This is a genomic window from Chryseobacterium sp. OV279 (genome assembly GCF_900128945.1).
In the GTDB taxonomy this organism is placed as follows: domain Bacteria; phylum Bacteroidota; class Bacteroidia; order Flavobacteriales; family Weeksellaceae; genus Chryseobacterium.
Genome location: NZ_FQUD01000004.1, coordinates 489,483 through 512,529, shown reverse-complemented (window position 1 = coordinate 512,529; position 23,047 = coordinate 489,483). Strand labels below are relative to the sequence as shown.

Below are 23,047 nucleotides of genomic sequence, written 5' to 3'. Positions count from 1 at the left end.
AATAGACAGGAAACAGATCAGGATGCGGAATTAAGATAAAAAAGACTACAGTTTATACACAGATTTCCATCGGGCAATCGTATTCCGGCTGGTTTTGAAATGATTGGCAGTTTCTGTATTCGTGAGCCTGTTTTTCTTTTGATAATTGAGAATTTCACGGACGGAAGGTTCATCATAAGAACGGAGCCTCTGACTTTTACATTCAATGCTGTAGGTGGCCTGGCCAAAGATCAGGGCATTGAATTTTAAAATATCGGATGCCGTATGAAGAGCATTCAGCTTATTTCTGATCACCGGATTGTTTATTTTCTCCGGAAATTTTTCATTGATTATATCTGTATAAATCAGTTTAAAATCAGGCATGGTTATACTTTCTTAATCCATTTGTAAAGGGTCGTCTTGGGAATCTTGTATTTTGTAAGAACTTCGGTGGCAGTCATCTGTTTGGACAGGATTTTATTCAGTATAAAACATTTTACCTCTTCTGTATAAATACTTTTCCTGAATTCCAGCGTCGAACTCTCCATTTTAATAGCTCTATCTGTTTTTGAGGGAGGTGAATACAAGATAAGATGTCCCGTGTAGATTCTGAAAAAATCAAAGTGCAGAAGCTTACTCCATCTGAGCAGTTTTTTCGTGTCTATACTTTCCTGGCCATACATTTCCTGTATTTCCGCCTCGGTACAGTTAAAAAAATTCATGATCCTGGTATGATGCACTCCAAGTTCTTCTGCTTTCGCTTTTACTAAACTTCCAATATGTATATCTTTTAAATTCATAAGTACAGCAAAAATATTAACAACAGCAATCAATAACAGCTTGTTTTTCTACGCAATACTACGCGTATTGTGAAAAAAATTATATTTTAAGAATAAAACTGTTAATATTCATTTCAGAAGGGATATTCAGTTTTTTCCTGATCCTGTATTTTTTACTTTCCACAGCACGGATACTGCTGTTTGTGCACTGTGCAATTTTTTTAGTATCAAAATCAATCTTCATCAATGCACAGAAATATAATTCCGAATGAATAAGATTTGGATTGATGCTCAAAATCTCCGGAACAAAATGAGGGAAAAACATCTGGAATTTATCATAAAACAAAGGCGAATTACTTTCAGCAAGCTGATAGATCTCTTTGATATTTTCTTCGGTAAGATGATTGATCAGCATCTGCTGTTTCAGAAGTCCGGTATTGGTTTTCTGCAGGTCTACTATCGTGGAATTTTTGATTCTTGTATCTTCAATCAGTCCGTAAATAAGGTCATCTTTTTGGGTTATAAAAGAAATATCCATTAGAAACGAACCAACAGAGAACAGAATATTGAGCAGTTTCACCGTTTTGAAATCTCTGGCTTCAAAAAATTTGCTTTTAGGAAGAAAATCGAAATCTAAATAGAGGCAGGCAATAAAATTGAGACTGATCACAAAGGCAATAATCAGGATGGGAATAGATTCTTCTCTATAATTGAAGAAAAACGGAGTAGCAAATAATAGCGAGAAATAAAAATATTCCACCCCTGCATTTTTGAACGTATAAATATGAAAGAAACTGACAATAAAAGTCAGCAGAACAAATACGAAAATAACACTTGTTTTCAGAGCCTTCCGGTAACGGCCCGTTTTCCCTTTCATAGCCATTAAAAAAAGCCAGAAAAGCGTAATGATGGTCAGAAATATGGAGATCAGTGCATCCCCAAAAAAAATCACGATAAATACAGAATAAAATAAGAACAGCAAAAAAAGGAAGACCAGGTATTTATTAATGAGATTCAGATAGCTGCGCTCATATTCATTATCCAGTTTGTCAGGCTCTTCACTGATCGTTCTGAAGAAAAATTTAAAAATCATCGTATTTGTTTTATTTTTTTTTAATAATGCTCAGGTTGCTTTTTGTACAAATCAAGCCATCTGTATCCATATCAATACTCAATAAAGCATAACAGAAAGTTGCAGAGCACTTAGTTCTGCTGTTTTTTATGTTCAGTGAAAATTGTGAAAAGATGTGTTTTTTTTAATAAGATATTAAGCTCAATGAGACTTAATATACCCGTATAATTTTTCAGCATATTTACATAAAAAAACGATATGCTGCTCATTACAATTGATCAATTGGTTAAAAACTGTTATGCTTTGGATAAAATTGATTAAAAAATTAAATCAAAGTCAGAACATGTAATGGCAAAAATACCGGTCAGATTTGACATATGCTATGAAACCGCTACTCAATAGCACTCGTGCGTGTGAAAAATTGATGTAAAAGGAATTTATAAATGAAGAGTGAAGTATATACAACAAAAAAAGGAGAAAACTTAATTTCTCCTTTCTATATCTGATGATAAATATTCTATTAATCTTTCATTTTGGCGATCACATCCAGACCTCCTTTTGTAATATCTCCGATCTTGCAGATGATTTCTGTGTCTAAAGGCAGAAATACGTCCATTCTAGAACCGAATTTGATAAATCCGAACTCATGTCCGGCTTTTGCCTGATCGCCTTCATTACAGTAGAAAACAATCCTTCTGGCCACATATCCTGCGATCTGTCTGAATACCACTTTATGATTCGTAGCCGTTTCCACTGCTATCGTTGTTCTTTCGTTCTCTGTAGATGACTTTTCATGCCATGCTACCAGATATTTTCCGGGATGGTATTTTTTGTAGATCACCTTTCCTGATACCGGATATCGGCAGATGTGAACATTCAATGGCGACATGAAGATAGAAACCTGAATGGCTTTTCCTTTAATAAATTCAGTTTCATCCACTTCTTTGATCATCACCACCTTTCCGTCTACCGGCGCGATTACGTTTTCTCTGTGCTCCAGAATATCACGTTCGGGAACTCTGAAAAACCAGAATACTAAACTGTAAACAACCAATATTGGCATAATGATCAGTAACGACCACATTTTAAGAAAATAAATAGCCAACACGCTTATGATGATAAACAGTATCGTTGCTACGGTAATCGTTCCTTTTGACTCCTTATGTAGTTTCATGAGATTAAATAAATTTTTCTAAAATAAAGTACAAATATACGACAGGAACGCAAATTAAAAAACTGTCCAGTCTGTCCAGCACGCCTCCATGCCCCGGAATGATGTTTCCGCTGTCTTTTACGCCGAAATTTCTTTTCAGCTGGCTTTCCACAAGATCCCCTAATGGAGCAAATGCAGCTACCAGGAAACCTACTACCATCCAGTTCCCGCGAAGTTCCGGCTGATAATGCTCAATAAAGTAGGATAAAACCAACGTTAGCACTACTCCGCCACCGTAACCTTCCCAGGTCTTTTTTGGAGAGATTTTAGGAGCCATTTTATGTTTTCCGAAAAATTTTCCGGTAAGGTAAGCAAAGGTATCACTGCTCCAGATCAGAATAAACAGGAAAAGAACTTCCAGTGAGAATGTCCCGTCAAAGCTGGAAAACTTAGGCAGTCCCAATGCAAAACTAAAAGGCAATGCTACATAGATGACGGTAAATATCAGCTTTCCGCTGTCGAAATAAAGTTCGTTTGGGTATTTGAATAAAGTAACCACCGCAATCGCAATCAGGGAAATAGCCAGTATTTCATTCAGCCTGAAATCGAAAAAGAAGTCGTGGTGGAAATATCTTTTGGAAAAAACATAATAAATAAAAATCACCAGCGGGAGTACGATCCATTTTTCATAGCCTTTCCCGAATTTCATGATCTTAACGCATTCCCAGGTTCCTACCAGCAGCAAAAGAGTGATCATCCCATGATACAGGTATTCCTGTCTGATAAGGTCCGGATGGATCCTGTTGATCAGCTGGGCACCCAGCGGTGTTGTGCAAAGAATGATAACGGCAACGTAAACAAGCCCGGAAATGGTTCTTTGAATAAGGTTTTTGTCCAAGATGTAAAATTTATAAGTTGATGCTTAATCTTCAAGCAGCAATAAAAACAGTTTTGTATTCGTATTGGAGGAAGTATCTAAACTTGACTGTCCTCCACTGATGGAAGTAAGGTTTTTGATATTCCCGTTTCTTTTTATTTTTCCCATTGCATCATTCAGGTTGTTTACAATCTGCGAAACATTGGCCATGATAATAATCTTACCCGGCAGTCTTGAAGAATGGTAATGCAGGATGTTGTTATGCGAAAGCATAATTCTCCCGTCGTAGGCGATAAGATATTCACAGGTGATGAAGGCGGCATCGTTAGAATGCTCCATTTCTGAGGTATATGGTATTTTCACCACATTCAAAAAGTTCTGAAGCTCTTTGTCCCAGCAGAACACATTGTTTACTCCTTCTATTTTGACAATCTGATTTAAAGTCTGTAGAGCTTCCGCTTCATCTGCACAATAATTAAAAAATCCCCCTGAATGCGTAAATAATTGCGCAAACTTATAGTCAAGATCCGCATTTTTCAGCGAATCCCCGAGCTTCTCCAGACTCTGTTTTTCCTCTTCCTCAGGCTGGTTGGTAAGTTTGCTTACAATCCTCTTGAATAAATTCAACTTAATCTATTTTTAGTCAACTTTATACAAAAATAGAAAATAATTACAATAGATTCTAAAAATGTGGCTTTAAATATGAAAAAACCTGACAATTCTAAGATTGTCAGGTTTTTTTTGATATGTTTTGGAAGTATTTTAAAGTTGAGTCGGGCTTTCCGGAGCCTGAATTTCACTTTCTTCTTCCTTGTCTTTAATGATGATTTGCTCATCCGGTTCTTTCGCCGTAGCAATCGTGCTTGTAACAGGTCTTTCTGTTAACTCAGGATCCCATGCTCTTTTACCGAATATATCTTCAAGATCTTCACGGAATATCACTTCTTTTTCCAGAAGCTTATTCGCCAAAGCATCAAGCTTATCTTTGTTCTCAGTAAGAATCTGAACTGCTCTCTCGTATTGATTTTCGATAATTGATTTAATCTCAACATCAATCTTATTAGCGGTTGCTTCTGAGTATGGCTTTCCGAAATTATATTCAGACTGGCCTGAGCTGTCATAATAAGAAATATTACCAATCGTAGGGCTTAAACCGTAAACAGTAACCATAGCCTGCGCTCTTTTCGTTACTGATTCAAGATCAGATAATGCTCCGGTTGAAATATTGTTAAAGATAACCTGCTCTGCTGCTCTACCACCTAACGTTGCACACAATTCGTCCAGCATCTGTTCAGTAGTGGTCAGCTGTCTTTCTTCCGGAAGGTACCATGCTGCTCCTAAAGAACGTCCTCTCGGAACGATCGTTACTTTTAAAAGTGGTGCTGCGTGTTCTACCAACCATGAAATCGTCGCGTGACCTGCTTCATGATAAGCAACTCTTCTTTTTTCAGAAGGTTTGATGGCCATGTTTTTCTTCTCAAGACCTCCGATGATTCTGTCTACAGCATCAAGGAAATCCTGCTTAGTAACTGAGGTATGGCTGTTTCTAGCCGCGATCAACGCTGCTTCGTTACAAACATTAGCAATATCCGCTCCACTGAATCCAGGGGTTTGTTTTGCTAAGAAATCTCTGTCCACTGTATCGTCTAATTTGATTTTCAACAAGTGAACATCAAAAATTTCTCTTCTTTCATGTAATTCCGGAAGGTCTACATAGATGGAACGGTCAAAACGACCTGCTCTCATTAATGCTTTATCCAGGATATCAGCTCTGTTGGTAGCAGCCATAACAATAACGTTAACGTCTGTTCCAAAACCATCCATTTCTGTAAGAAGCTGGTTCAATGTATTTTCTCTTTCGTCGTTTCCACCGGAGAAGTTATTCTTTCCTCTAGCACGTCCGATAGCGTCAATCTCATCAATAAAGATGATAGCCGGAGATTTAGCTTTTGCCTGAGCAAAAAGGTCTCTAACTCTTGAAGCACCAACTCCAACGAACATTTCCACGAAGTCTGAACCTGAAAGTGAGAAGAACGGTACTTTGGCTTCCCCTGCAACAGCTTTTGCCAATAAGGTTTTACCGGTTCCCGGAGGGCCTACAAGAAGCACACCTTTAGGAATCTTACCACCTAGTTTTGTATATTTTTCAGAATTTTTCAAGAAGTCTACCACTTCCTGTACTTCTTCTTTAGCACCTTCAAGACCTGCAACATCTTTAAATGTCACCTGAATTCTTTCTTTTTCGTCAAAAAGCTTCGCTTTAGATTTCCCGATAGAGAAGATCTGTCCACCAGGGCCTCCGCCACCGCCCATCTTTCTGAAAAGAAGGAAGTAGAAAAGTCCTAAGATGGCGATCCATATCAATGCTGAAACCAGGATGTCCATGAACGGGTTTTTACCTGCTCCGTAATCTTTGGTCGTCTTGATATTAGCGTCTGTAGCTTTTATCTGATCAAATTTTTGAAGGAAAAGCTGAAGGTCTCCGTATTTCACAGAAAAATCTGCTTTTGGAGCCATTTCGAACGCAGAAAGAGGATTGCTTTGGTTGGCCGTTTTGCTGACCATTGCTGTCTTTGCTGCTTTTGTCAGGAAAACATCAGCTTTCTCTGTGTCTTTGTATATGATAACGTTTTGGACCTTTCCTGCCTGCATTTCCCTGAAGAAAGCATCCTCATCAATAGATTTTGCACTATCGCCTCCTAAAAAATTGGAACCGAAAAATAACAAAAGAGCCACGATTGCAATTGGAAAAAACCAGTTGAATCCTTTATTGTTCATTTATACTTTTTAAAATTTAAAATTAATTTTCTATTTTGGTAATGGCTGCATCGCCCCAAAGTTCTTCAATATCGTAATATTCACGAACTTCTTTCTGGAAAATATGCACTACCACTGTTACGTAATCTACCAAAACCCACATGGAGTTTTCGGTACCTTCTACATGCCAAGGTCTATCTTTAAGATCGTTTCTTACTTTTTTCTCCACACTCCCTGCCAATGCAGAAACCTGTGTATTTGAGTTTCCGCTACAAATTATAAAAGTTTCCGCTACAGAATTTTCAATTTTCGAAAGATCGAAAATCATAATATCTTCACCCTTTACATCCTGGATGGCTTCAACAATTTTATCTATTAGTGCCTGCTTTTCTGCTGTTTTATTCATTAAAATATCTATAATCTGCAAATTTATTGTTTTTCTTTTACTTTAGCCTTACTTTTAGCCCTTTAAAGTCTTAAAGTTTTCTTAAATGGATCAATTATTTTATTTAAAAGAGTGCTCTTCTACTAATGACGAAGTTTCAAAGTTTTTACTTTACGAAAATTCAGATTTTATTGGACTCTCTACATTCAATCAAACTAAAGGCCGCGGACAATACGGAAATACATGGGCGGCGGCGGCCGGAAAAAATGTGGCGTATACGCTGGCTGTTAAGGCTCAAAGCTTCCTGCTCTCAGATTTTATATTCAATTACTATACCGCAGTTGTAATCCGGGATTTCCTTGCCAATTTGACTGACAATGTGGTGAAAATAAAATGGCCGAATGATATGATCCTTAAAAATAAAAAAATCGTCGGGATTTTAATCGAAAAGAAAAAAATAAACCAAAATAATTATTTCATCATCGGTGCCGGCTTCAATGTTCTGCAAGATCAGTTTGATGAAATATCGCATGCAGGATCACTTCTGACACTCACCGGGCAGGTTTTTGATCTTGAAGATTTTGTCTTTCAACTCCATCAGTATCTGTCAGAAAAACTGAAAAACATTCCGTCTGAACAGGAGATTATCGATCAGTTTAACCTGAATTTATACCGCAAAGATGAGATCTCTGTCTTCGAAATCGGACAAGAGAGACAAAATGGCATCATCCGTCATGCTGACGAAAAAGGAGAACTGTGGATAGAGCTCGAAAAGGATGGTTTAAAGCCTTTTTATCATAAGGAGATCAAACTCCTCTATTGATTATTGATTCGCTCTTTTCAGGTATAGATATAAAGTAAGCGGGAAGAATACCATATTCGGAAGCCACATAGCTACCGCCGGTGATAAACTTTTGTTCTCCGACACTACTTTTAAAGCTTCAAAAGAGAAAACAAAAACAAACGCCAGGGAAATTCCTATGGCCAGATTGACTCCAAGACCTCCTCTTTTCTTCTGGGAAGCCAGAGACAGAGCCAGGAAGGTCAGAATAATAATAGCCACCGGCATTGCCGTTCTCTGATGGAGCTCATTAAGGTAGGAGTTCAGGTTACTGTTTCCTCTGTTCTTTTCCCTTTCAATGAATTTGACAAGTTCGGGAGTGGTTTTATTCTGGCCAAGAAGTTCGTTCGGGAAAAGTTCTTCAGGAGAATGCCCGTAGCTTTTCCTCATTTCAATTCCGTTACCGAGTTTTTCTGTGTTGTTTTTATTGATGGTTTTTTCCAGATAATTGGTGAGGATAAACTGTTTTTTAGCCTTATCCCAATATACTTCTGAAGCTTTCAGCTCGTATATCATTTTTCTGGTTTTATCAAACTTCTGATAAACGAAACCTGAACCTCTGGTTTCTCTTTTGTTCCAAGAGTTCACAAAAATATATTCCGTTTTACTGAATTGAGCTGATGCAGGACCTGTACCCAGAATTTTTTCTTTATTGGCCGCATTATAGGTATATGCCTCCAGTTGATTTTTCTTGATATTGGCCCATGGAAGCACCATATGATTCACCACAAGGGATATCATGGCAATTAAAACAGAGGTGTAAAGGTAAGGCTTTGCAAACCTGTGAAAACTGGCTCCACTACTGATTACCGCAACAATTTCGGTATTATTCGCCATTCTGGATGTGAAATAAATCACGGAAATGAATACGAGGATGGCCAGGAATGTCACGACAAGATTAATGATCCAGAACGGATAAAAATGGATCAGGAAATACACCAGATTCAGTTTAGGATCAAGTGCTTTTGCATTTTCAATCCTTGGAATTTTCTGTTGTACATCAATGACCAATACCACTATAGACAACAATATCAGCATGAAACTGAATGTTCCAAGATATTTTTTGATGATATACCCGTCTATAATTTTGATCATGATCGTTCTGTTTTTAAAGTCTTTGTTTAAGAACCGGCACTACAGATTTTTTCCATTCATAGAAATCACCTGCTAAAATATGTTCTCTCGCTACTTTTACAAGATCTAAGTAAAAGGCAAGATTATGTACTGATGCGATCTGCTTTGCAAGATATTCTTTTGATACAAATAAATGACGTAAATACGCTTTCGAATATTCTCTGTCTACATAGCTGGTTCCAAATTCATCCAAAGGCGAAAAGTCCTGCTTCCATTTTTCATTTTTCATGTTCATTACCCCCTGCCATGTGAAAAGCATTGCATTTCTGGCATTTCTGGTAGGCATTACACAGTCCATCATATCAATTCCCAGACCAATGGATTCCAGGATATTCCAAGGAGTTCCTACACCCATAAGGTATCTAGGTTTCTCTTTTGGAAGAATATCGGTAACCTCGTCGGTAATTCTGTACAGTTCCTCTTCAGGCTCACCAACGGAAAGTCCGCCGATTGCGTTTCCTTCAGCACCAGCTTCAGAAATTACTTCCGCTGAAATTTTTCTTAAATCCGAATAGGTAGAACCTTGAACAATAGGGAAAAATCGTTGTTTGTGACCGTATAATTCAGGATTTGCTTCATTCCAATCGATGCATCTTTTTAACCATCGGTGAGTCATTTCCATAGAAGCTTTTACCTCGTTGTATCCACTGGGATAAGCAACGCATTCGTCAAAAGCCATGAAAATATCCGCTCCGATCTGTCTTTGGATTTCCATTGATTTTTCAGGCGTAAACATGTGATAACTTCCGTCGATATGAGATTTGAATTTCACTCCCTCCTCCGACATCTTTCTGCTTTTGGAAAGTGAAAACACCTGAAAACCTCCTGAATCGGTAAGGATAGGAAGATCCCAGTTCATGAACTTATGCAGTCCTCCTGCCTTCTCCATAGTGTCCATCGCAGGACGAAGGTACAGGTGGTAGGTATTCCCCAGGATAATCTGGGCTTTAATGTCTTCTTTTAATTCTCTCTGATGAACTGTTTTTACACTTGCTACAGTTCCTACAGGCATAAAGATGGGCGTCTGGATCTTCCCGTGGTCTGTGGTGATCTCCCCCGCTCTTGCTTTTCCTTCAGAGGTTTTTTCTATATTAAAAAATTTCATTCGTCTATTCTTTTTATTCGCCGCTAATAACGGTTCTGCTTTTACAGACAGAACGCGTTTCCGCATCATATTTATTTGTTTAAAACAGGTGGAGGTAAAGTACCTTTCATTTTATCCTGAATATACTTTTCCGCTTTAGGATCTTTTTTCAATACTATTTTCTGCGCGTCTTCCGCAATATTTTTCATTTTGTCTTTGATGACATAATATTTAAAGCTTTCTACAAAATCTTCAGATTTTACTTTATGGGATTTAAGCACAAATCTTGTTCCCGCTTCCAGGTTTTTATTCTGATAGGTCATGATCGCCTGATCCGTAAGCGCAAGGTCAGCGAGGATCTCAGCCATAGCATCCGGCTCGATCAGATTTTTGGGTTTGTCGATATAATCGCCGCATGAGAACATGCACAGCATAACGAAAATGAAGACCAGCTTTTTCATAATCTGTTGATTATTGATTTCCACTTTAAATTTAAAACTCCGAATACAGCTTCATGAATGATGCCACCGTTCATTTTACTTTCTCCTAAAATTCTGTTCGTAAATATAATAGGAACTTCTACAATTTTAAAACCTTTTTTAAAAGCACGGAATTTCATTTCAATCTGAAAGCCGTATCCTTTAAGTTTTACATTATTCAATCCAATTTCTTCAAGAACTTTTCTTGAGAAACAGACAAATCCTGCCGTAGTGTCATGAATAGGAAGTCCTAAAATAAACCTTACATATTTGGATGCAAAATAGGAAAGCAGCACACGGCCCATCGGCCAGTTCACTACATTCACTCCTTTTGAATAACGGGAACCTATCGCCATATCTGCATTCAGACAGGCTTCAAAAAGTTTCGGTAAATCACTTGGGTTGTGTGAAAAATCGGCATCCATTTCAAAAATGTAGTCATACTTATTTTCTATGGCCCATGTAAAACCATGAATATATGCCTTTCCCAAACCGTCTTTTGTATGCCTCACAGACATATGAAGATGATGGGTAAATCTTTTCTGAAGGTCTCTTACTATTTCTGCTGTTCCGTCCGGGGAAGAGTCATCCACCACCAGAATATGAAAATCATCTTCCAATGCAAAAACCGCGGAAATAATATTTTCAATATTTTCCTTTTCGTTATAGGTAGGGATGATGACGAGTTTTTTCATTTCAGTTTGCAAAGATAGTTTATTTAACCTTTTTATTTTATACAAAATAATCTATAATTTTGCAAAAAATATTCCTTTGCCGTTATCACAAAACTTTATCAACCACGTAAGAATACCTGAGAACAATGACTGGGTAATCTTTATCCTGATAGGATGCATATTCCTGTATGTTTTCATGATGAATATCATAGAAAGAGATGCAAGCCTGAAAGATTTTCTACTTCAGAAGTATTTTGATGCCAGCAACAACCTTCCGAGCTGGATTATCACGTCCTGTGTAACGGCTTTGACCCTGTCTGTTCTGCTGTCTCAATATATTCCCATCGTTCCGAAATACATCGCCGATCTTCAGCTTATGGGATATCAGCTTAATAAATTCGGATATACATTATTGGCAGTCATATTTTTTTATGCATCAAAATCTGCATTGGGCTTTTTATTTTATCAAAGTATAGGTGATGGCAGAAAATGGACTGTTTTTTATTTTACCTCCACCAAATTTTACTTCATTCTGTCATTTTTGTTAATAATTCTTTGTGTAACCCACTATTATTTCCCCGTAGACAGAAATAAAATATTTTTATACTATTTCGGATTCTTCGCATTTGTCGCGGTTTTCAAGATTTTCTTCTATTTGTTTCACAAAAACAACATACTTCCCGAAAAATGGTATTATAAATTTTTGTATATTTGCACCCTCCAAATCGCACCTTTATTGTTGCTATGGAAGTTGTTATTTTTTTAATAAAAGTCAATGATGAGAATAAAGTCTATATTGGTTTCTCAACCAGCGCCTAGTGAGTCTTCTCCATATCTGGATATAGCAAAGAAGGAAAAAATAAAGATTGATTTCCGCCCTTTCATCCACGTCGAAGGAGTTGACAACAAAGAACTCAGAACTCAGAAGATAGATCTGACGCAGTTTACTGGGATTATTTTCACCAGCAAAAATGCAATAGATCATTACTTCAGACTTGCCGAAGAGCTGCGTTTCGCGGTTCCGGATACGATGAGATACATCTGCCAGTCTGAGGCGATTGCCAACTATCTTCAGAAACATATTGTTTATAGAAAGAGAAAGATCAGCTTTGGGGAGAAAAACTTCTCAGATCTTCTGCCTCTGTTCAAGAAATTCCCTACAGAAAAATACCTTCTGCCGTCTTCAGATGTGCTGAGCCCGGATATCGTGAAAACGATGGAAACAGCCAATGTCGACTGGACCAGAGCCATCATGTACAGAACCGTATGCAGCGATCTTACAGACATCAATGCTAAGGATTATGACATGCTGATCTTTTTCAGCCCACAGGGAATCAAATCTCTTCAACAGAATTTCCCAGACTTCAAACAGGAGGAAACCAAGATCGGTGTTTTCGGAAACACTACTTTGGCAGCTGCGGAAGAAGCAGGCATAAAGGTAGATCTGATGGCTCCTACAAAGGAAACTCCATCTATGACTATGGCACTTGAAAAGTATATTAAAGCACTTCACAAATAGTCTTTAATACATAAGATAAAAACGGCCGTCTTTTCAATACAGGAAAGATGGCTTTTTTTTACCTAAATTTGAACAAGAATTAATATTGAATGAAACGTTACTGTAAATCGGTTCTCCGAAAAAGAGAAAACAGATAAGTACGTTCCATCCGGCCCATTAAAAACTTAAAATATTCGGATGAAAGCTCCACAGGCAAAAAAAATAGAAAAAATACTAGAAATACACGGCGACAGAAGAACTGATAATTACTTCTGGCTTAACGAAAGGGAAAATCCCGAAGTCATCCAATACCTTGAAGAGGAAAATGCTTACGAAGAGGTGATGATGAAAGATACTGAAGCTTTTCAGGAAGAACTTTTCGAAGAGATGAAAGCCCGCTATAAAAAAGACGATGAGTCTCTCCCCTATTTCTTTAACGGATACTGGTATATTGTACGCTACGAAGAAGGAAAAGAATATCCTATCTTCTGCAGAAAACACAAAAGTCTTGATAACGAAGAAGAAATAATAGTTGACGTCAATGTATTGGCAGAAGGTGAAACTTACTTTGAAGTAGGAAGCGTTGCCGTCTCTCCGAACAATGAACTGGTTTCTTTTTCATCAGATAATGTCAGCAGAAGAATCTATACGATCAATTTCAAAAATCTTGTAACAGGAGAAGTTTTCGCAGATCAGATTCTGAACACGACGGGAAAAGCGGTCTGGGCGAATGACAATGAACACGTTTTCTACATCAGAAAAGATGAAAGTCTCCGTGCATTCCAGGTTTACAGACATAAGCTGGGTACAGATGCTTCAGAAGACATCCTGATCTTCCACGAAGAGGATGATACTTTTGACGTGAATGTTTTCAAGACAAAATCAATGGAGTATATTTTCATTGCAAGCTCCAGTACGATTTCTGATGAACACAGATTTATTCCGTCCAACAATGTTTTTGCAGAATGGAAAATTATTCAGCCAAGAATAGATGATCTGGAATATTCTGTAGAACATTATGAAGATGAATTCTATATCATTACCAACGCAGACGATGCCACCAATTTCAAGATTGTAAAAACCAAGATTGACAACTGCGGAATGGAAAACTGGACAGACGTAATTCCACACCGTGCTGAAGTTCTGCTGGAAGGTTTCGAAATTTTCAGAGACTATCTGGTTCTGGAAGAGAGAGAGGAAGGACTTCTTCAAATCAAGATTATTGATGAGAAAACTCAGGAATCCTACTATCTGCCTTTTTCTGACCCAACGTATACTACTTATATCGGAATCAATATGGAATTTGATACCGAGGTTCTCCGTTATGGCTATACATCACTGACGCAGCCAAGCTCAACCTATGAGTACAACATGAAGGAGAAAACAACTCAGCTTCTGAAACAACAGGAAGTACTGGGTGGAAAATTCCATGCCGAAAATTATGTATCAGAAAGAATCTGGGCAGAATCAAGAGATGGAGAAACAAGAATCCCGATCTCATTGGTTTATCATAAAGACACTCAAAAATCTGCGGATACTCCCTTACTGTTATATGGTTATGGAAGCTACGGACATACGGTGGATGCCAGTTTCTCCAATGTAAGACTTTCTATTTTAGATAGAGGATTTATCTATGCTATCGCTCACATCCGTGGTGGAGAATACCTGGGAAGAGAATGGTATGAAGATGGAAAAATGCTCTTCAAGAAAAATACATTCTTCGATTTCATCGATGCTGGAAAGCATTTGATTAAAGAAAACTATACATCATCCAACCATATGTATGCAATGGGCGGAAGCGCCGGCGGACTTCTGGTAGGAGCTGTGGTTAATTATGAGCCAAAGCTTTTTAACGGAATTGTAGCACAGGTTCCTTTCGTAGATGTGGTGACAACGATGCTGGATGAAACCATTCCATTGACAACCGGAGAATACGACGAATGGGGAAATCCAAATGACAAGGAATATTATGAGTATATGAAAGACTATTCGCCTTACGACAATGTAGAAGCGAAAGACTATCCTCATATGCTGATCACCACAGGTCTTCACGATTCTCAGGTTCAATACTGGGAACCGGCAAAATGGACGGCAAAAATGAGAGAGTTGAAAACAGATGACCATCTTTTATTATTCAAAACAGATATGAGCTCAGGCCACGGCGGAGCCAGCGGAAGGTTTGAATCATTGAAAGAAGACGCACTGGAATATGCGTTTCTGTTGAAAATAAATGATAATTTATAAATGATGATTGATGTGAATGCGGACAACAATTATAGTCAGGTATTTTCACAAAGAACCAAATCTTTGACAATCACTATTATGAATGAGTTGTCTGAAATTCCATATTCAGATAAGATATCAAATATCAGAAGACAAATTTTCAGATCAGCATCATCAACAGCCAGCAATTACAGAGCAATGTGCAGAGCCCGCTCTCTAAAAGAAAAATATTCCAAAATATGCATCGTCGTAGAAGAAGCTGATGAAACATTATTTTGGCTGGAACTGATTGATGAACTGAAGCTTCTTCCAACGGAAAAAACAAACAGTCTTCTCAAAGAAGCTGATGAGATTGTAAAAGCAACATCAGCCTATAAAAAGAAGCTGAGTGAAGACTTAAAACGTATTAACAATCAATTATAAATCATCATTGATCAATCATATGAATGAATCAGATTACTGGAAAAAAATAGAACAGTTCTTTGTAGATACTTTCGATACTGAAAAAAATCCACCGATTGAAACCCTTTTGTTTCTGATCGGGCTACAGGAACTTGGAAGCGGCCAACAAAAATATACAAAAGAAGACAAAGTAAATTTAATCCACATCGCAGTATGCAGATTGCTGGAGCCTTTCGGGTACTACAAATTTACACACTATGAAGACGGATGGCCACAGTATGACAAACTGGAAGAACTTCCGGAATTAAGACCCAACGAACAGTCTCTTCTGATGAAAAAAGCGATTATACAGTATTTTCAGGAAGAAGAATTGATTTGATGCAATGATGTGTTGATTTGAAGATTTGACAATGTGGTGAATAGAATGATGTACAAGGATGCAAATCTGAGGATTCTGTGAACAATCACATTATTTAAATTTCAAATGCATCTGCATATAAAAATTCAATAGGGACGGGCTTTAGCCCGTCTTTTCTTTTACAAAAAAAAACAAAGGCTTCAGCCAAAACATAAAAAAGACAACATCTCCGGCTTTGTCAAATTTTCCAATTTCACAATCATCTCATCAACACAGCATCAAATTATCACATCGCGAAGCTGTGTCAGTCCTGTTTTAAAACCTTCCTCAAAACCCATTTCCAATAGTTGTTTCATCGTTTCCTGAGACGGAAAATGGATATTGACAGTTACTTTCACTCCTTCTTCTATCCCTGTAAATCCGAACAGCCATTTGGCCTGTCCAAAATTTTCATTAATGTTTCCTTTTTCATCACAGAAAGAATCAAGCCCGTCAAAGCTCCGGTGTTCCATGATTTCGCCGTATTGAACCTGCGCATACATTTTCTCCCCATCCGGACCTACCATTGCGTAATGCCAGATTCCGCCTTCTTTAAAATCCTGGCTGACCGTTTCACATTTCCACGGTTTTGGACCCCACCATTGGTCCAGTAATTCAGATTGGGTAAAATAATCCCACACTTTTGAAACATCTGCATCATAAACAGTCATGACATAAACACTGTTCGAGTCAAAATCTTTGTTAAAAACGATATTAGATTCCATAAGTAATTATTTTTAACAAAGCTACCTAATTTCTCAGTTTGAAGGACTTTCCATAGGACAAGTAATTTAAAATTCATAAATAATTGTTAAAAAACTCACTTTTAAGAGAAATTAAACAATTTTTTGGCTCGTTTTTTGTTTATCAAGTCTTAAAATAATTAATTTTAACATTCATTTTTCCCAATATATATACAATTAAATAATGAATAATAAATTCATCCCAATAATTTCGGTGTTTATGACAATCTCACTGATTGTTTTTGTTACGCTCCAATTTTATTGGCTGAAAGGTTATTACGGTGCTCTGGAACAGGAATTCTCGAATAAAGTATACTCCGTTTTAGAAAATACTTCAAAAAACATTGAGGAAATTGAAGCTGATAAATACCTGAATCAAGGCTATAGTAATTTAAGAAACAATATCACTGCCAGCAAAGACCAGCCTTCTTTAACGACCATCCAACAGGTAGAAGATTCCGGTACACAACGCCAGATCATCTATTCTAAAAATATTATATCAAAGACACAGCTTCCGATCTCTCAAAAAGGGGATACTCTGAAGCTGACTACTTTATATACGGATAACGCCGCCTACAAGGTAAAAAAGGACACTACCAACCGGGAACTTCTTACTTCAGAACTTAATAACGATATTGAAAACGGAGATTATGCCGTAAAGGAATTCGTGAAAGTAGTAGGAACCAATCTTCCTATCGGTAAAAGAGTGGATCCGAAAATTCTTGATTCGGTCATCGCCAAAGAGCTGAGAATAAAAGGAATCACAGCTAAGTTCGGATATGGAGTCATTGACCAGAATAACAAACTCACCAGTGTTGCCAATAAAGCATACAAAGAGAAAAAGGATAACAATACCTACACCTACCCTCTTTTCACGGATATAAAAAACCGGACTTTGTACAGTCTGGCTTTGGTGTTTCCTAAAAAAGAATACTCGCTGGCCATGAACAACTGGCCGATGCTTCTCGGAACTTTCCTTTCCTTACTGACTATTCTTGGAATTTATATTATTTCCATTAATTATATGATGAGACAGAAGAAACTGGCCGAAGTAAAGACAGATTTCATCAATAATATGTCTCACGAGTTCAAAACGCCGCTGGCAACGATATCTGTAGCTACAGATTCTTTGGCCAATGACAAGATCGCGACCAATCCTGAGAAGGTAAAATACTACTCGGAACTGATTAAGCAGGAAAATTTAAGGATGAAGAAGCAGGTGGAAAATGTCCTGAATATGTCTAAACTTGAAAGAAATGAAGTAGAACTGTTCTTAAGGGAAACCAATGTTCGCGAACTGATCAAGAGAACAACGGAATCTTTCAATCTTATCGTAAAACAGAGAAACGGATCGCTGACCCAGGAATTCAATGCATCTAACTATACTTTTAAAATAGATGAATTCCACATCTCCAATATGCTGGTGAACCTGCTGGACAATGCCAATAAATATTCTCCTGAAGCACCTGAAATTCATGTGAAGACAAGAAATGAAGGAAACTGGTACATCATAGAGATTTCGGATAAAGGAATGGGAATGGAAACGGAGAACAGGACAAAAATCTTTGAAAAATTCTTCAGAGAAGAAACTGGAAACATTCACAATGTAAAAGGACAGGGACTGGGACTTTCTTACGTAAAGAAAATTGCAGAACTACATAAAGGGCAAATCATCGTAGACTCCCATAAAGGTAAGGGAAGTACGTTTATTATCAAACTGCCAATAACATAAATGATGAGTGATGAATGATAGATGATAATTATTCATCAGTTATAAAATATTGAACCAAATAACAAAATATAGAAGATAGAGTGAGAACGTTCATTCTTAATTTTTAATCATTAATTTTTAATTATTAAAATCATGAGCAACAGAATATTATTAGTAGAAGACGATCAGAGTTTCGGGGCAGTGCTGAAGGATTATTTAACGATCAATAACTTTGAGGTTACCCTTGCTACAGATGGAGAACAGGGTTTGAAAGAATTTACAGAAAATGAATTTGACATCTGTATTTTTGACGTGATGATGCCTAAAAAAGATGGATTTTCATTAGCGGAAGACGTAAAAAAAATCGATAAAAATACGCCTATCATATTCCTTACGGCAAGAAATATGAGAGAGGATATCCTGAAAGGGTACCAACTGGGCGCGGATGACTATATCACCAAGCCGTTTGATACAGAACTTCTTTTATACAAGATCAAAGCGATCCTGCAGAGAAGCTCTACGTTAGAAAATGAAGAACAGGAGCAGTTCAAGATCAGTAATATTTTCTTCGACTCTATGCTGAGACAGCTGAAAGTAGGTGATAAAGAATACAAACTTTCTCCAAAAGAAAATGAACTGTTGAAACTTCTTTGTATCCACAGAAACGACTTCATGCCAAGAGATCTGGCCTTGAGAAAGATCTGGAAAAAGGAAAATTACTTTACCGCAAGAAGTATGGACGTGTATATTGCAAAACTTCGTAAGTTATTAAAAGACGATGAAGGATTGGAAATTATCAACGTTCACGGGGAAGGATTTAGGCTTTTAGTTAAAAATTAGTCCTAAATACAGATTATAAATATAAAATTAGCAAAACAATTAAAAATGTTTTGCTAATTTTGTTTCATACCGATTGGATATGAAAAATACATTCTTTGGCGTTATCGCCATCTCTTTGCTCGCCGTTTCATGTAATAAAGACGAAAAGCCAACTTATTTAAAAGAAGAAGCAGGCGTACAGCAGCCCAATGTAGCCGTGAACGCAGCTCCTAAAGCATCCCTGATGGATCATGCAGGCGTACAGTCCAATCCAAATCCTGCTCCTATTGCAGCAGCGCCAGGAATCAAGAATCCTCCTCACGGGCAGCCAGGTCACAGATGTGATATTCCTGTCGGGGAGCCGCTTAATGTAAGCCCAACAGCCATACAGACAGCTCCGGGCCAAAACCCAAACAATCCCATTAAAATAGATGCTAATTCGTTGTCGGCAGGAAAAGTAGTGGTTGATAATAATGCAAAACAGGTGAAAACTTCGCCCGGCATGAACCCTCCACACGGACAGCCAGGTCACAGATGTGATATTCCGGTAGGTCAGCCGTTAAGCAGCAAACCAGCACCGGTACCAACACCTGCACCACAACCTGTTCAAAGTGCACAAAACGTTCCCGGTCCGGTAACAGCACCGGCTCCAACAGGCCCAAAACCCAAACTGAACCCGGCACACGGAGAACCTTGGCACAATTGTGCTTTAAAAGTTGGTGATCCATTGTCATAATTTTTGTATTTTTGCAGAGATGAAGCTGTTTCACATTCTTGCAGTTATTTTATGTCTAGGAATTTTTTTAGTTCCTAAAGACAGCTTCTACTCTCAATCTATGCAGGATACCTGCTGTAAAGAAAAGTCCGAAAAAAGCGACTGCTGCAAAAACCACACTGCAAAAGACAGCAAAGACCACAAAAATCACGATACAAAATCTTCATGCAATGACGACTGCTGTACAACGTGTGTGGCATGCTACACCTATATAGAAACACCGTTTTCTAAAAATCTACATTTCGAACTGTCTTATTACAAAGCCAATAAGAATCCTCAGTTCCATTATTCACCGCCTCATTTATCAGACCGTTTAAAAGAGATCTGGCAACCGCCTAAGATAGGTTAATTATCACATCGTAAGTCCGTTAAATATTTTAATGGACCGTTTTTAATTAATCAAAACTTTTAAACAAAATGAAATTATATATTTCCAAGTTTATTCTTGGTCTAATGATCCTGTCTGTACACTTTATATCGGCACAAAAACTTTCAAAAAACCAGTTCAAAGTCAAAGGAAACTGTGAAATGTGCCAGACCAGAATAGAAACAGCTGCCAAAAAAGCAGGCGCTAAAACTGCAGTTTACTCTATTGATCTGCAGACTTTAACCCTTGAAACCGACGGTAAGGTTTCTACAGACGAAATCTTAAAGAAAGTAGCCGATGCCGGTCACGATAATGAAAAATTCAAATCACCGGACAATGCTTATACTGGTCTTCCGGGATGCTGTCATTATGAAAGGGACCTTCAGCCTTCTCCTGCAGAAGCTCATCAGCAGCATGCTAAAAGTGAAAATGAGTTTTATGTAAAAGGAAACTGTGCTTCATGTAAAGCCAGAATAGAAAAGGCAGCGAAAACAGCCGGTGCAGATTCCGCAGAATGGAGCGCAGAAAAACAAACGGTCACTTTACATTTTGATCCTTCAAAAACCTCATCAGACAAGGTTCTGAAGGCCATTGCCGATGCAGGTCATGACAATGAAAAATATAAAACAACGGATGCGGTTTATAAAAATCTTCCGGGATGTTGTCTGTATGACCGGGATATTCCTCTTGGAGAAGCCAATCCGAATGTACATTTCGAGGAAGGAACAAAGCAGGACGATCACAAAGAACATCAGTCAGCTGCTCAGACTGAAGATCATCAACCGTCCGAAAAAAACATTGAAGGCGTTACCATTACCGGTTCAAAAGCAGCGACTGCATTAAGTAAGAAAGAAGCAGGTCTTGTCTTTAATATTGATAAAAAAGAATTACTGAAAGCAGCTTGCTGTAATCTGTCGGAAAGCTTTGAAACCAACGCCACAGTAGACGTTTCCTTCAGTAATGCGGTTACAGGAACCAAACAGTTGAAAATGCTGGGTCTGGATCAGAAATACACCAGTTTAACGAAGGAACTTTTACCGGAGATCAGAGGGCTTGCTTCTGCGTACGGACTGAATTTCATTCCCGGAAGATGGATTGAAAGTATTCAGTTGACAAAAGGGGGAAGTACGGTAACGAATGGTTATGAAAGTATCACAGGACAGATCAATACTGAACTTTTGAAAAATGCTAAAGAACCGGAAACTTCATTAAATATTTTCGCTGATTTCAACGGAAGAGCGGAAGCCAATATCACGAGCGTTTCTCCTATCAACGATAAATGGTCTCAGACCTTTTTACTGCATGGAAACGGAACTTTCGGAGATACGGATATGAATCACGATACTTTCCTAGACAGACCGAAAGGAACTCAGATTAACGCAGCTTATCTCCTTAATTATAATGATCTTGAAAAATCGGGATTCGGATCTCATTTCGGGATTAATTTCATCAAAGATGAGAGAACAGCCGGACAGATCGGATTTGATAAAAAGCTTCCTCAGGACGAGCAGGGTGCCTATGGTGTCGGAATTGATATCTCCAGATTTCAGGTTTGGAACAAAACAGGATATGTGTTTAAAGGTAAGCCTTACCAGAGTTTAGGCTGGATGAACCAGTATGTGTATCATCAGCAGGACAGCTTTTTCGGATTGAGAAATTATGCCGGAAAACAGCATACGTATTATTCAAATTTAATCTTTGAAAGCATCATCGGAAATACGAATCACAAGTATAAAGCCGGAGCCAGTTTTTTGTATGACGGCTATGAAGAAACGTATTTAAAGGATGATATGAAGCGAAATGAAATTGTTCCCGGAATTTTTGCAGAGTATACTTTAACAGGATTAAAATATACTTTAGTAGCAGGAGCCAGAGCGGATTTTCATAATCTTGCAGGCACTCAGTTTACGCCAAGACTTAATTTTAAATACGATTTCACGCCTCAGACGATCTTAAGACTTTCTGCTGGAAGAGGGTTCAGAACGGCCAATGTTTTTGCGGAAAACCAACAGTATTTCGCATCGAACAGAAGCATTCAGATCCTTCAGAACGGTGGAAATATTTACGGATTAAGACCTGAAATTGCATGGAACTACGGAGCCAGCTTACAGCAGGAATTCAAACTTTTCGGAAGAAAGTCATCCATTGTGGCGGATTTTTTCAGAACAGATTTCCAGGATCAGGTTCTTGTTGATCTTGACCGTTCTCCACAGCAGCTGACCTTCTATAATTTGGAAGGAAAATCTTTTGCGAACTCTTTCCAGACGCAGTGGGATTTTACGCCTTTCAGGAACTTTGATGTAAGATTGGCTTATAAATATTATGATGTTCAGGCAGATTATATCGATGGCAGAAGAGAAGTTCCATTCATGGCCAAGCACAGAGGTTTTGTGAATCTTGCCTATGCAACGAATAAAAATAACAATGGAGGATTCTGGAGTTTTGATACGACCCTGAACTGGGTAGGAAAACAGAGACTTCCGGACACATCAACCAATCCTGCTGAATTCCAGTTACCGGTATATTCTGATTCTTACGCGGTACTGAACGCACAGATCTCAAGAAACTTTAATAAAAAGATCAGAGCTTATGTAGGTGGCGAAAACCTTACGTCATATTATCAGAAAAATGCCATTGTTGATTTCAGAAATCCTTTTGGAAACTATTTTGATGGCGGAATGGTGTATGCGCCTATTATGAAGGCTAATTTTTATGTGGGTCTTGATGTGACTTTCTAATCATTAAGTTTTTTCAAACGCAAATTTGATTAGATGAAGGAGACTACAAACTGATTACAAACCTTATAGGTTTTCGAAACCTATAAGGTTGATATCTTCCCATAGTATAAAACAAAACCAGCATCGAATCGATGCTGGTTTTTGTATATTACCGAATGTA

General features: G+C 37.9%; 24 protein-coding genes. 11 read left to right on the top strand and 13 right to left on the bottom strand.

Annotated elements, in window-relative coordinates; translation table 11 throughout:
* Positions 1 to 45: 45 nt before the first annotated feature.
* From BUA72_RS19375 to rsfS, 8 genes are all read right to left on the bottom strand, one after another.
* Positions 46 to 363, bottom strand: a complete 318-nt coding sequence (locus BUA72_RS19375; protein WP_072924657.1) for a transposase — start codon at positions 361 to 363, stop codon at positions 46 to 48.
* Positions 364 to 365: 2 nt separating this feature from the next.
* Complete coding sequence (locus tag BUA72_RS19370) at positions 366 to 779, bottom strand: transposase (protein ID WP_072924656.1); 414 nt, start codon at positions 777 to 779, stop codon at positions 366 to 368.
* 79 nt (positions 780 to 858) lie between these two features.
* A complete protein-coding gene (locus tag BUA72_RS19365) occupies positions 859 to 1,851 on the bottom strand; it encodes a helix-turn-helix transcriptional regulator (RefSeq protein ID WP_083544255.1) in 993 nt (330 codons plus the stop codon).
* Positions 1,852 to 2,350: 499 nt separating this feature from the next.
* Positions 2,351 to 3,004 (bottom strand): phosphatidylserine decarboxylase family protein, encoded by a 654-nt coding sequence (locus BUA72_RS19360; RefSeq protein ID WP_047450808.1) that lies wholly within the window; start codon positions 3,002 to 3,004, stop codon positions 2,351 to 2,353.
* 4 nt (positions 3,005 to 3,008) lie between these two features.
* Complete coding sequence (locus BUA72_RS19355; RefSeq protein WP_072924654.1) at positions 3,009 to 3,881, bottom strand: phosphatidate cytidylyltransferase; 873 nt, start codon at positions 3,879 to 3,881, stop codon at positions 3,009 to 3,011.
* Between the two features lie 24 nt (positions 3,882 to 3,905).
* On the bottom strand, positions 3,906 to 4,487 hold the full coding sequence (locus BUA72_RS19350; protein ID WP_034724042.1) for an LUD domain-containing protein: 582 nt from the start codon (positions 4,485 to 4,487) through the stop codon (positions 3,906 to 3,908).
* A gap of 135 nt (positions 4,488 to 4,622) precedes the next feature.
* Positions 4,623 to 6,638 (bottom strand): ATP-dependent zinc metalloprotease FtsH, encoded by a 2,016-nt coding sequence (ftsH, locus tag BUA72_RS19345; protein WP_072924653.1) that lies wholly within the window; start codon positions 6,636 to 6,638, stop codon positions 4,623 to 4,625.
* Between the two features lie 22 nt (positions 6,639 to 6,660).
* The gene (rsfS, locus tag BUA72_RS19340; protein ID WP_034700760.1) at positions 6,661 to 7,023 is read right to left on the bottom strand and encodes a ribosome silencing factor; all 363 of its coding nucleotides are present in this window, start codon (positions 7,021 to 7,023) and stop codon (positions 6,661 to 6,663) included.
* An 85-nt stretch (positions 7,024 to 7,108) separates the two neighbouring features.
* Here rsfS and BUA72_RS19335 point away from each other — a divergent pair, with 85 nt between their 5' ends.
* Positions 7,109 to 7,825 (top strand): biotin--[acetyl-CoA-carboxylase] ligase, encoded by a 717-nt coding sequence (locus BUA72_RS19335; RefSeq protein ID WP_034724046.1) that lies wholly within the window; start codon positions 7,109 to 7,111, stop codon positions 7,823 to 7,825.
* Here the strand turns inward: BUA72_RS19335 and BUA72_RS19330 are convergent, their stop codons facing one another.
* The 4 genes from BUA72_RS19330 to BUA72_RS19315 all read right to left on the bottom strand — a co-directional run bounded on the left by BUA72_RS19330 (position 7,826) and on the right by BUA72_RS19315 (position 11,235).
* Entirely contained in the window at positions 7,826 to 8,935 is a 1,110-nt protein-coding gene (locus tag BUA72_RS19330; RefSeq protein ID WP_047451295.1) for an LptF/LptG family permease, read from the bottom strand.
* A 16-nt stretch (positions 8,936 to 8,951) separates the two neighbouring features.
* A complete protein-coding gene (tgt, locus tag BUA72_RS19325; RefSeq protein ID WP_047451297.1) occupies positions 8,952 to 10,082 on the bottom strand; it encodes a tRNA guanosine(34) transglycosylase Tgt in 1,131 nt (376 codons plus the stop codon).
* 71 nt (positions 10,083 to 10,153) lie between these two features.
* The gene (locus BUA72_RS19320; RefSeq protein WP_047450815.1) at positions 10,154 to 10,522 is read right to left on the bottom strand and encodes a DUF4296 domain-containing protein; all 369 of its coding nucleotides are present in this window, start codon (positions 10,520 to 10,522) and stop codon (positions 10,154 to 10,156) included.
* A complete protein-coding gene (locus BUA72_RS19315) occupies positions 10,519 to 11,235 on the bottom strand; it encodes a polyprenol monophosphomannose synthase (RefSeq protein WP_047450817.1) in 717 nt (238 codons plus the stop codon). The genes BUA72_RS19320 and BUA72_RS19315 overlap by 4 nt, the downstream gene beginning before the upstream one ends.
* Positions 11,236 to 11,311: 76 nt before the next feature.
* Here BUA72_RS19315 and BUA72_RS19310 point away from each other — a divergent pair, with 76 nt between their 5' ends.
* The 5 genes from BUA72_RS19310 to BUA72_RS19290 all read left to right on the top strand — a co-directional run bounded on the left by BUA72_RS19310 (position 11,312) and on the right by BUA72_RS19290 (position 15,716).
* A complete protein-coding gene (locus BUA72_RS19310) occupies positions 11,312 to 11,980 on the top strand; it encodes a DUF4271 domain-containing protein (RefSeq protein ID WP_052202334.1) in 669 nt (222 codons plus the stop codon).
* Between the two features lie 12 nt (positions 11,981 to 11,992).
* Positions 11,993 to 12,733: a uroporphyrinogen-III synthase gene (locus tag BUA72_RS19305; protein ID WP_047450819.1), complete on the top strand. Its 741-nt coding sequence runs from the start codon at positions 11,993 to 11,995 to the stop codon at positions 12,731 to 12,733.
* A gap of 177 nt (positions 12,734 to 12,910) precedes the next feature.
* A complete protein-coding gene (locus BUA72_RS19300; RefSeq protein WP_072924650.1) occupies positions 12,911 to 14,956 on the top strand; it encodes a S9 family peptidase in 2,046 nt (681 codons plus the stop codon).
* The gene (locus BUA72_RS19295; protein ID WP_317043250.1) at positions 14,957 to 15,358 is read left to right on the top strand and encodes a four helix bundle protein; all 402 of its coding nucleotides are present in this window, start codon (positions 14,957 to 14,959) and stop codon (positions 15,356 to 15,358) included.
* A 19-nt stretch (positions 15,359 to 15,377) separates the two neighbouring features.
* Positions 15,378 to 15,716: a hypothetical protein gene (locus BUA72_RS19290; RefSeq protein WP_072924648.1), complete on the top strand. Its 339-nt coding sequence runs from the start codon at positions 15,378 to 15,380 to the stop codon at positions 15,714 to 15,716.
* 257 nt (positions 15,717 to 15,973) lie between these two features.
* Here BUA72_RS19290 and BUA72_RS19285 read toward each other — a convergent pair whose 3' ends face one another.
* Positions 15,974 to 16,459, bottom strand: coding sequence for an SRPBCC family protein (locus BUA72_RS19285; RefSeq protein ID WP_072924646.1), 486 nt, complete (start codon positions 16,457 to 16,459; stop codon positions 15,974 to 15,976).
* 202 nt (positions 16,460 to 16,661) lie between these two features.
* Between BUA72_RS19285 and BUA72_RS19280 the strand changes: the two genes are divergently transcribed.
* The 5 genes from BUA72_RS19280 to BUA72_RS19260 all read left to right on the top strand — a co-directional run bounded on the left by BUA72_RS19280 (position 16,662) and on the right by BUA72_RS19260 (position 22,887).
* The gene (locus BUA72_RS19280; RefSeq protein WP_072924645.1) at positions 16,662 to 18,209 is read left to right on the top strand and encodes a sensor histidine kinase; all 1,548 of its coding nucleotides are present in this window, start codon (positions 16,662 to 16,664) and stop codon (positions 18,207 to 18,209) included.
* A 132-nt stretch (positions 18,210 to 18,341) separates the two neighbouring features.
* Positions 18,342 to 19,028 carry a response regulator transcription factor gene (locus tag BUA72_RS19275; protein ID WP_002982671.1) on the top strand — a complete coding sequence of 229 codons (687 nt, stop codon included), beginning with the start codon at positions 18,342 to 18,344 and terminating at the stop codon, positions 19,026 to 19,028.
* A gap of 79 nt (positions 19,029 to 19,107) precedes the next feature.
* Positions 19,108 to 19,743 (top strand): hypothetical protein, encoded by a 636-nt coding sequence (locus BUA72_RS19270; protein WP_072924643.1) that lies wholly within the window; start codon positions 19,108 to 19,110, stop codon positions 19,741 to 19,743.
* Between the two features lie 19 nt (positions 19,744 to 19,762).
* Positions 19,763 to 20,131 (top strand): hypothetical protein, encoded by a 369-nt coding sequence (locus BUA72_RS19265; RefSeq protein WP_052202335.1) that lies wholly within the window; start codon positions 19,763 to 19,765, stop codon positions 20,129 to 20,131.
* A 68-nt stretch (positions 20,132 to 20,199) separates the two neighbouring features.
* Positions 20,200 to 22,887 (top strand): TonB-dependent receptor domain-containing protein, encoded by a 2,688-nt coding sequence (locus BUA72_RS19260; RefSeq protein ID WP_083544254.1) that lies wholly within the window; start codon positions 20,200 to 20,202, stop codon positions 22,885 to 22,887.
* The last annotated feature ends 160 nt before the right edge of the window (positions 22,888 to 23,047 follow it).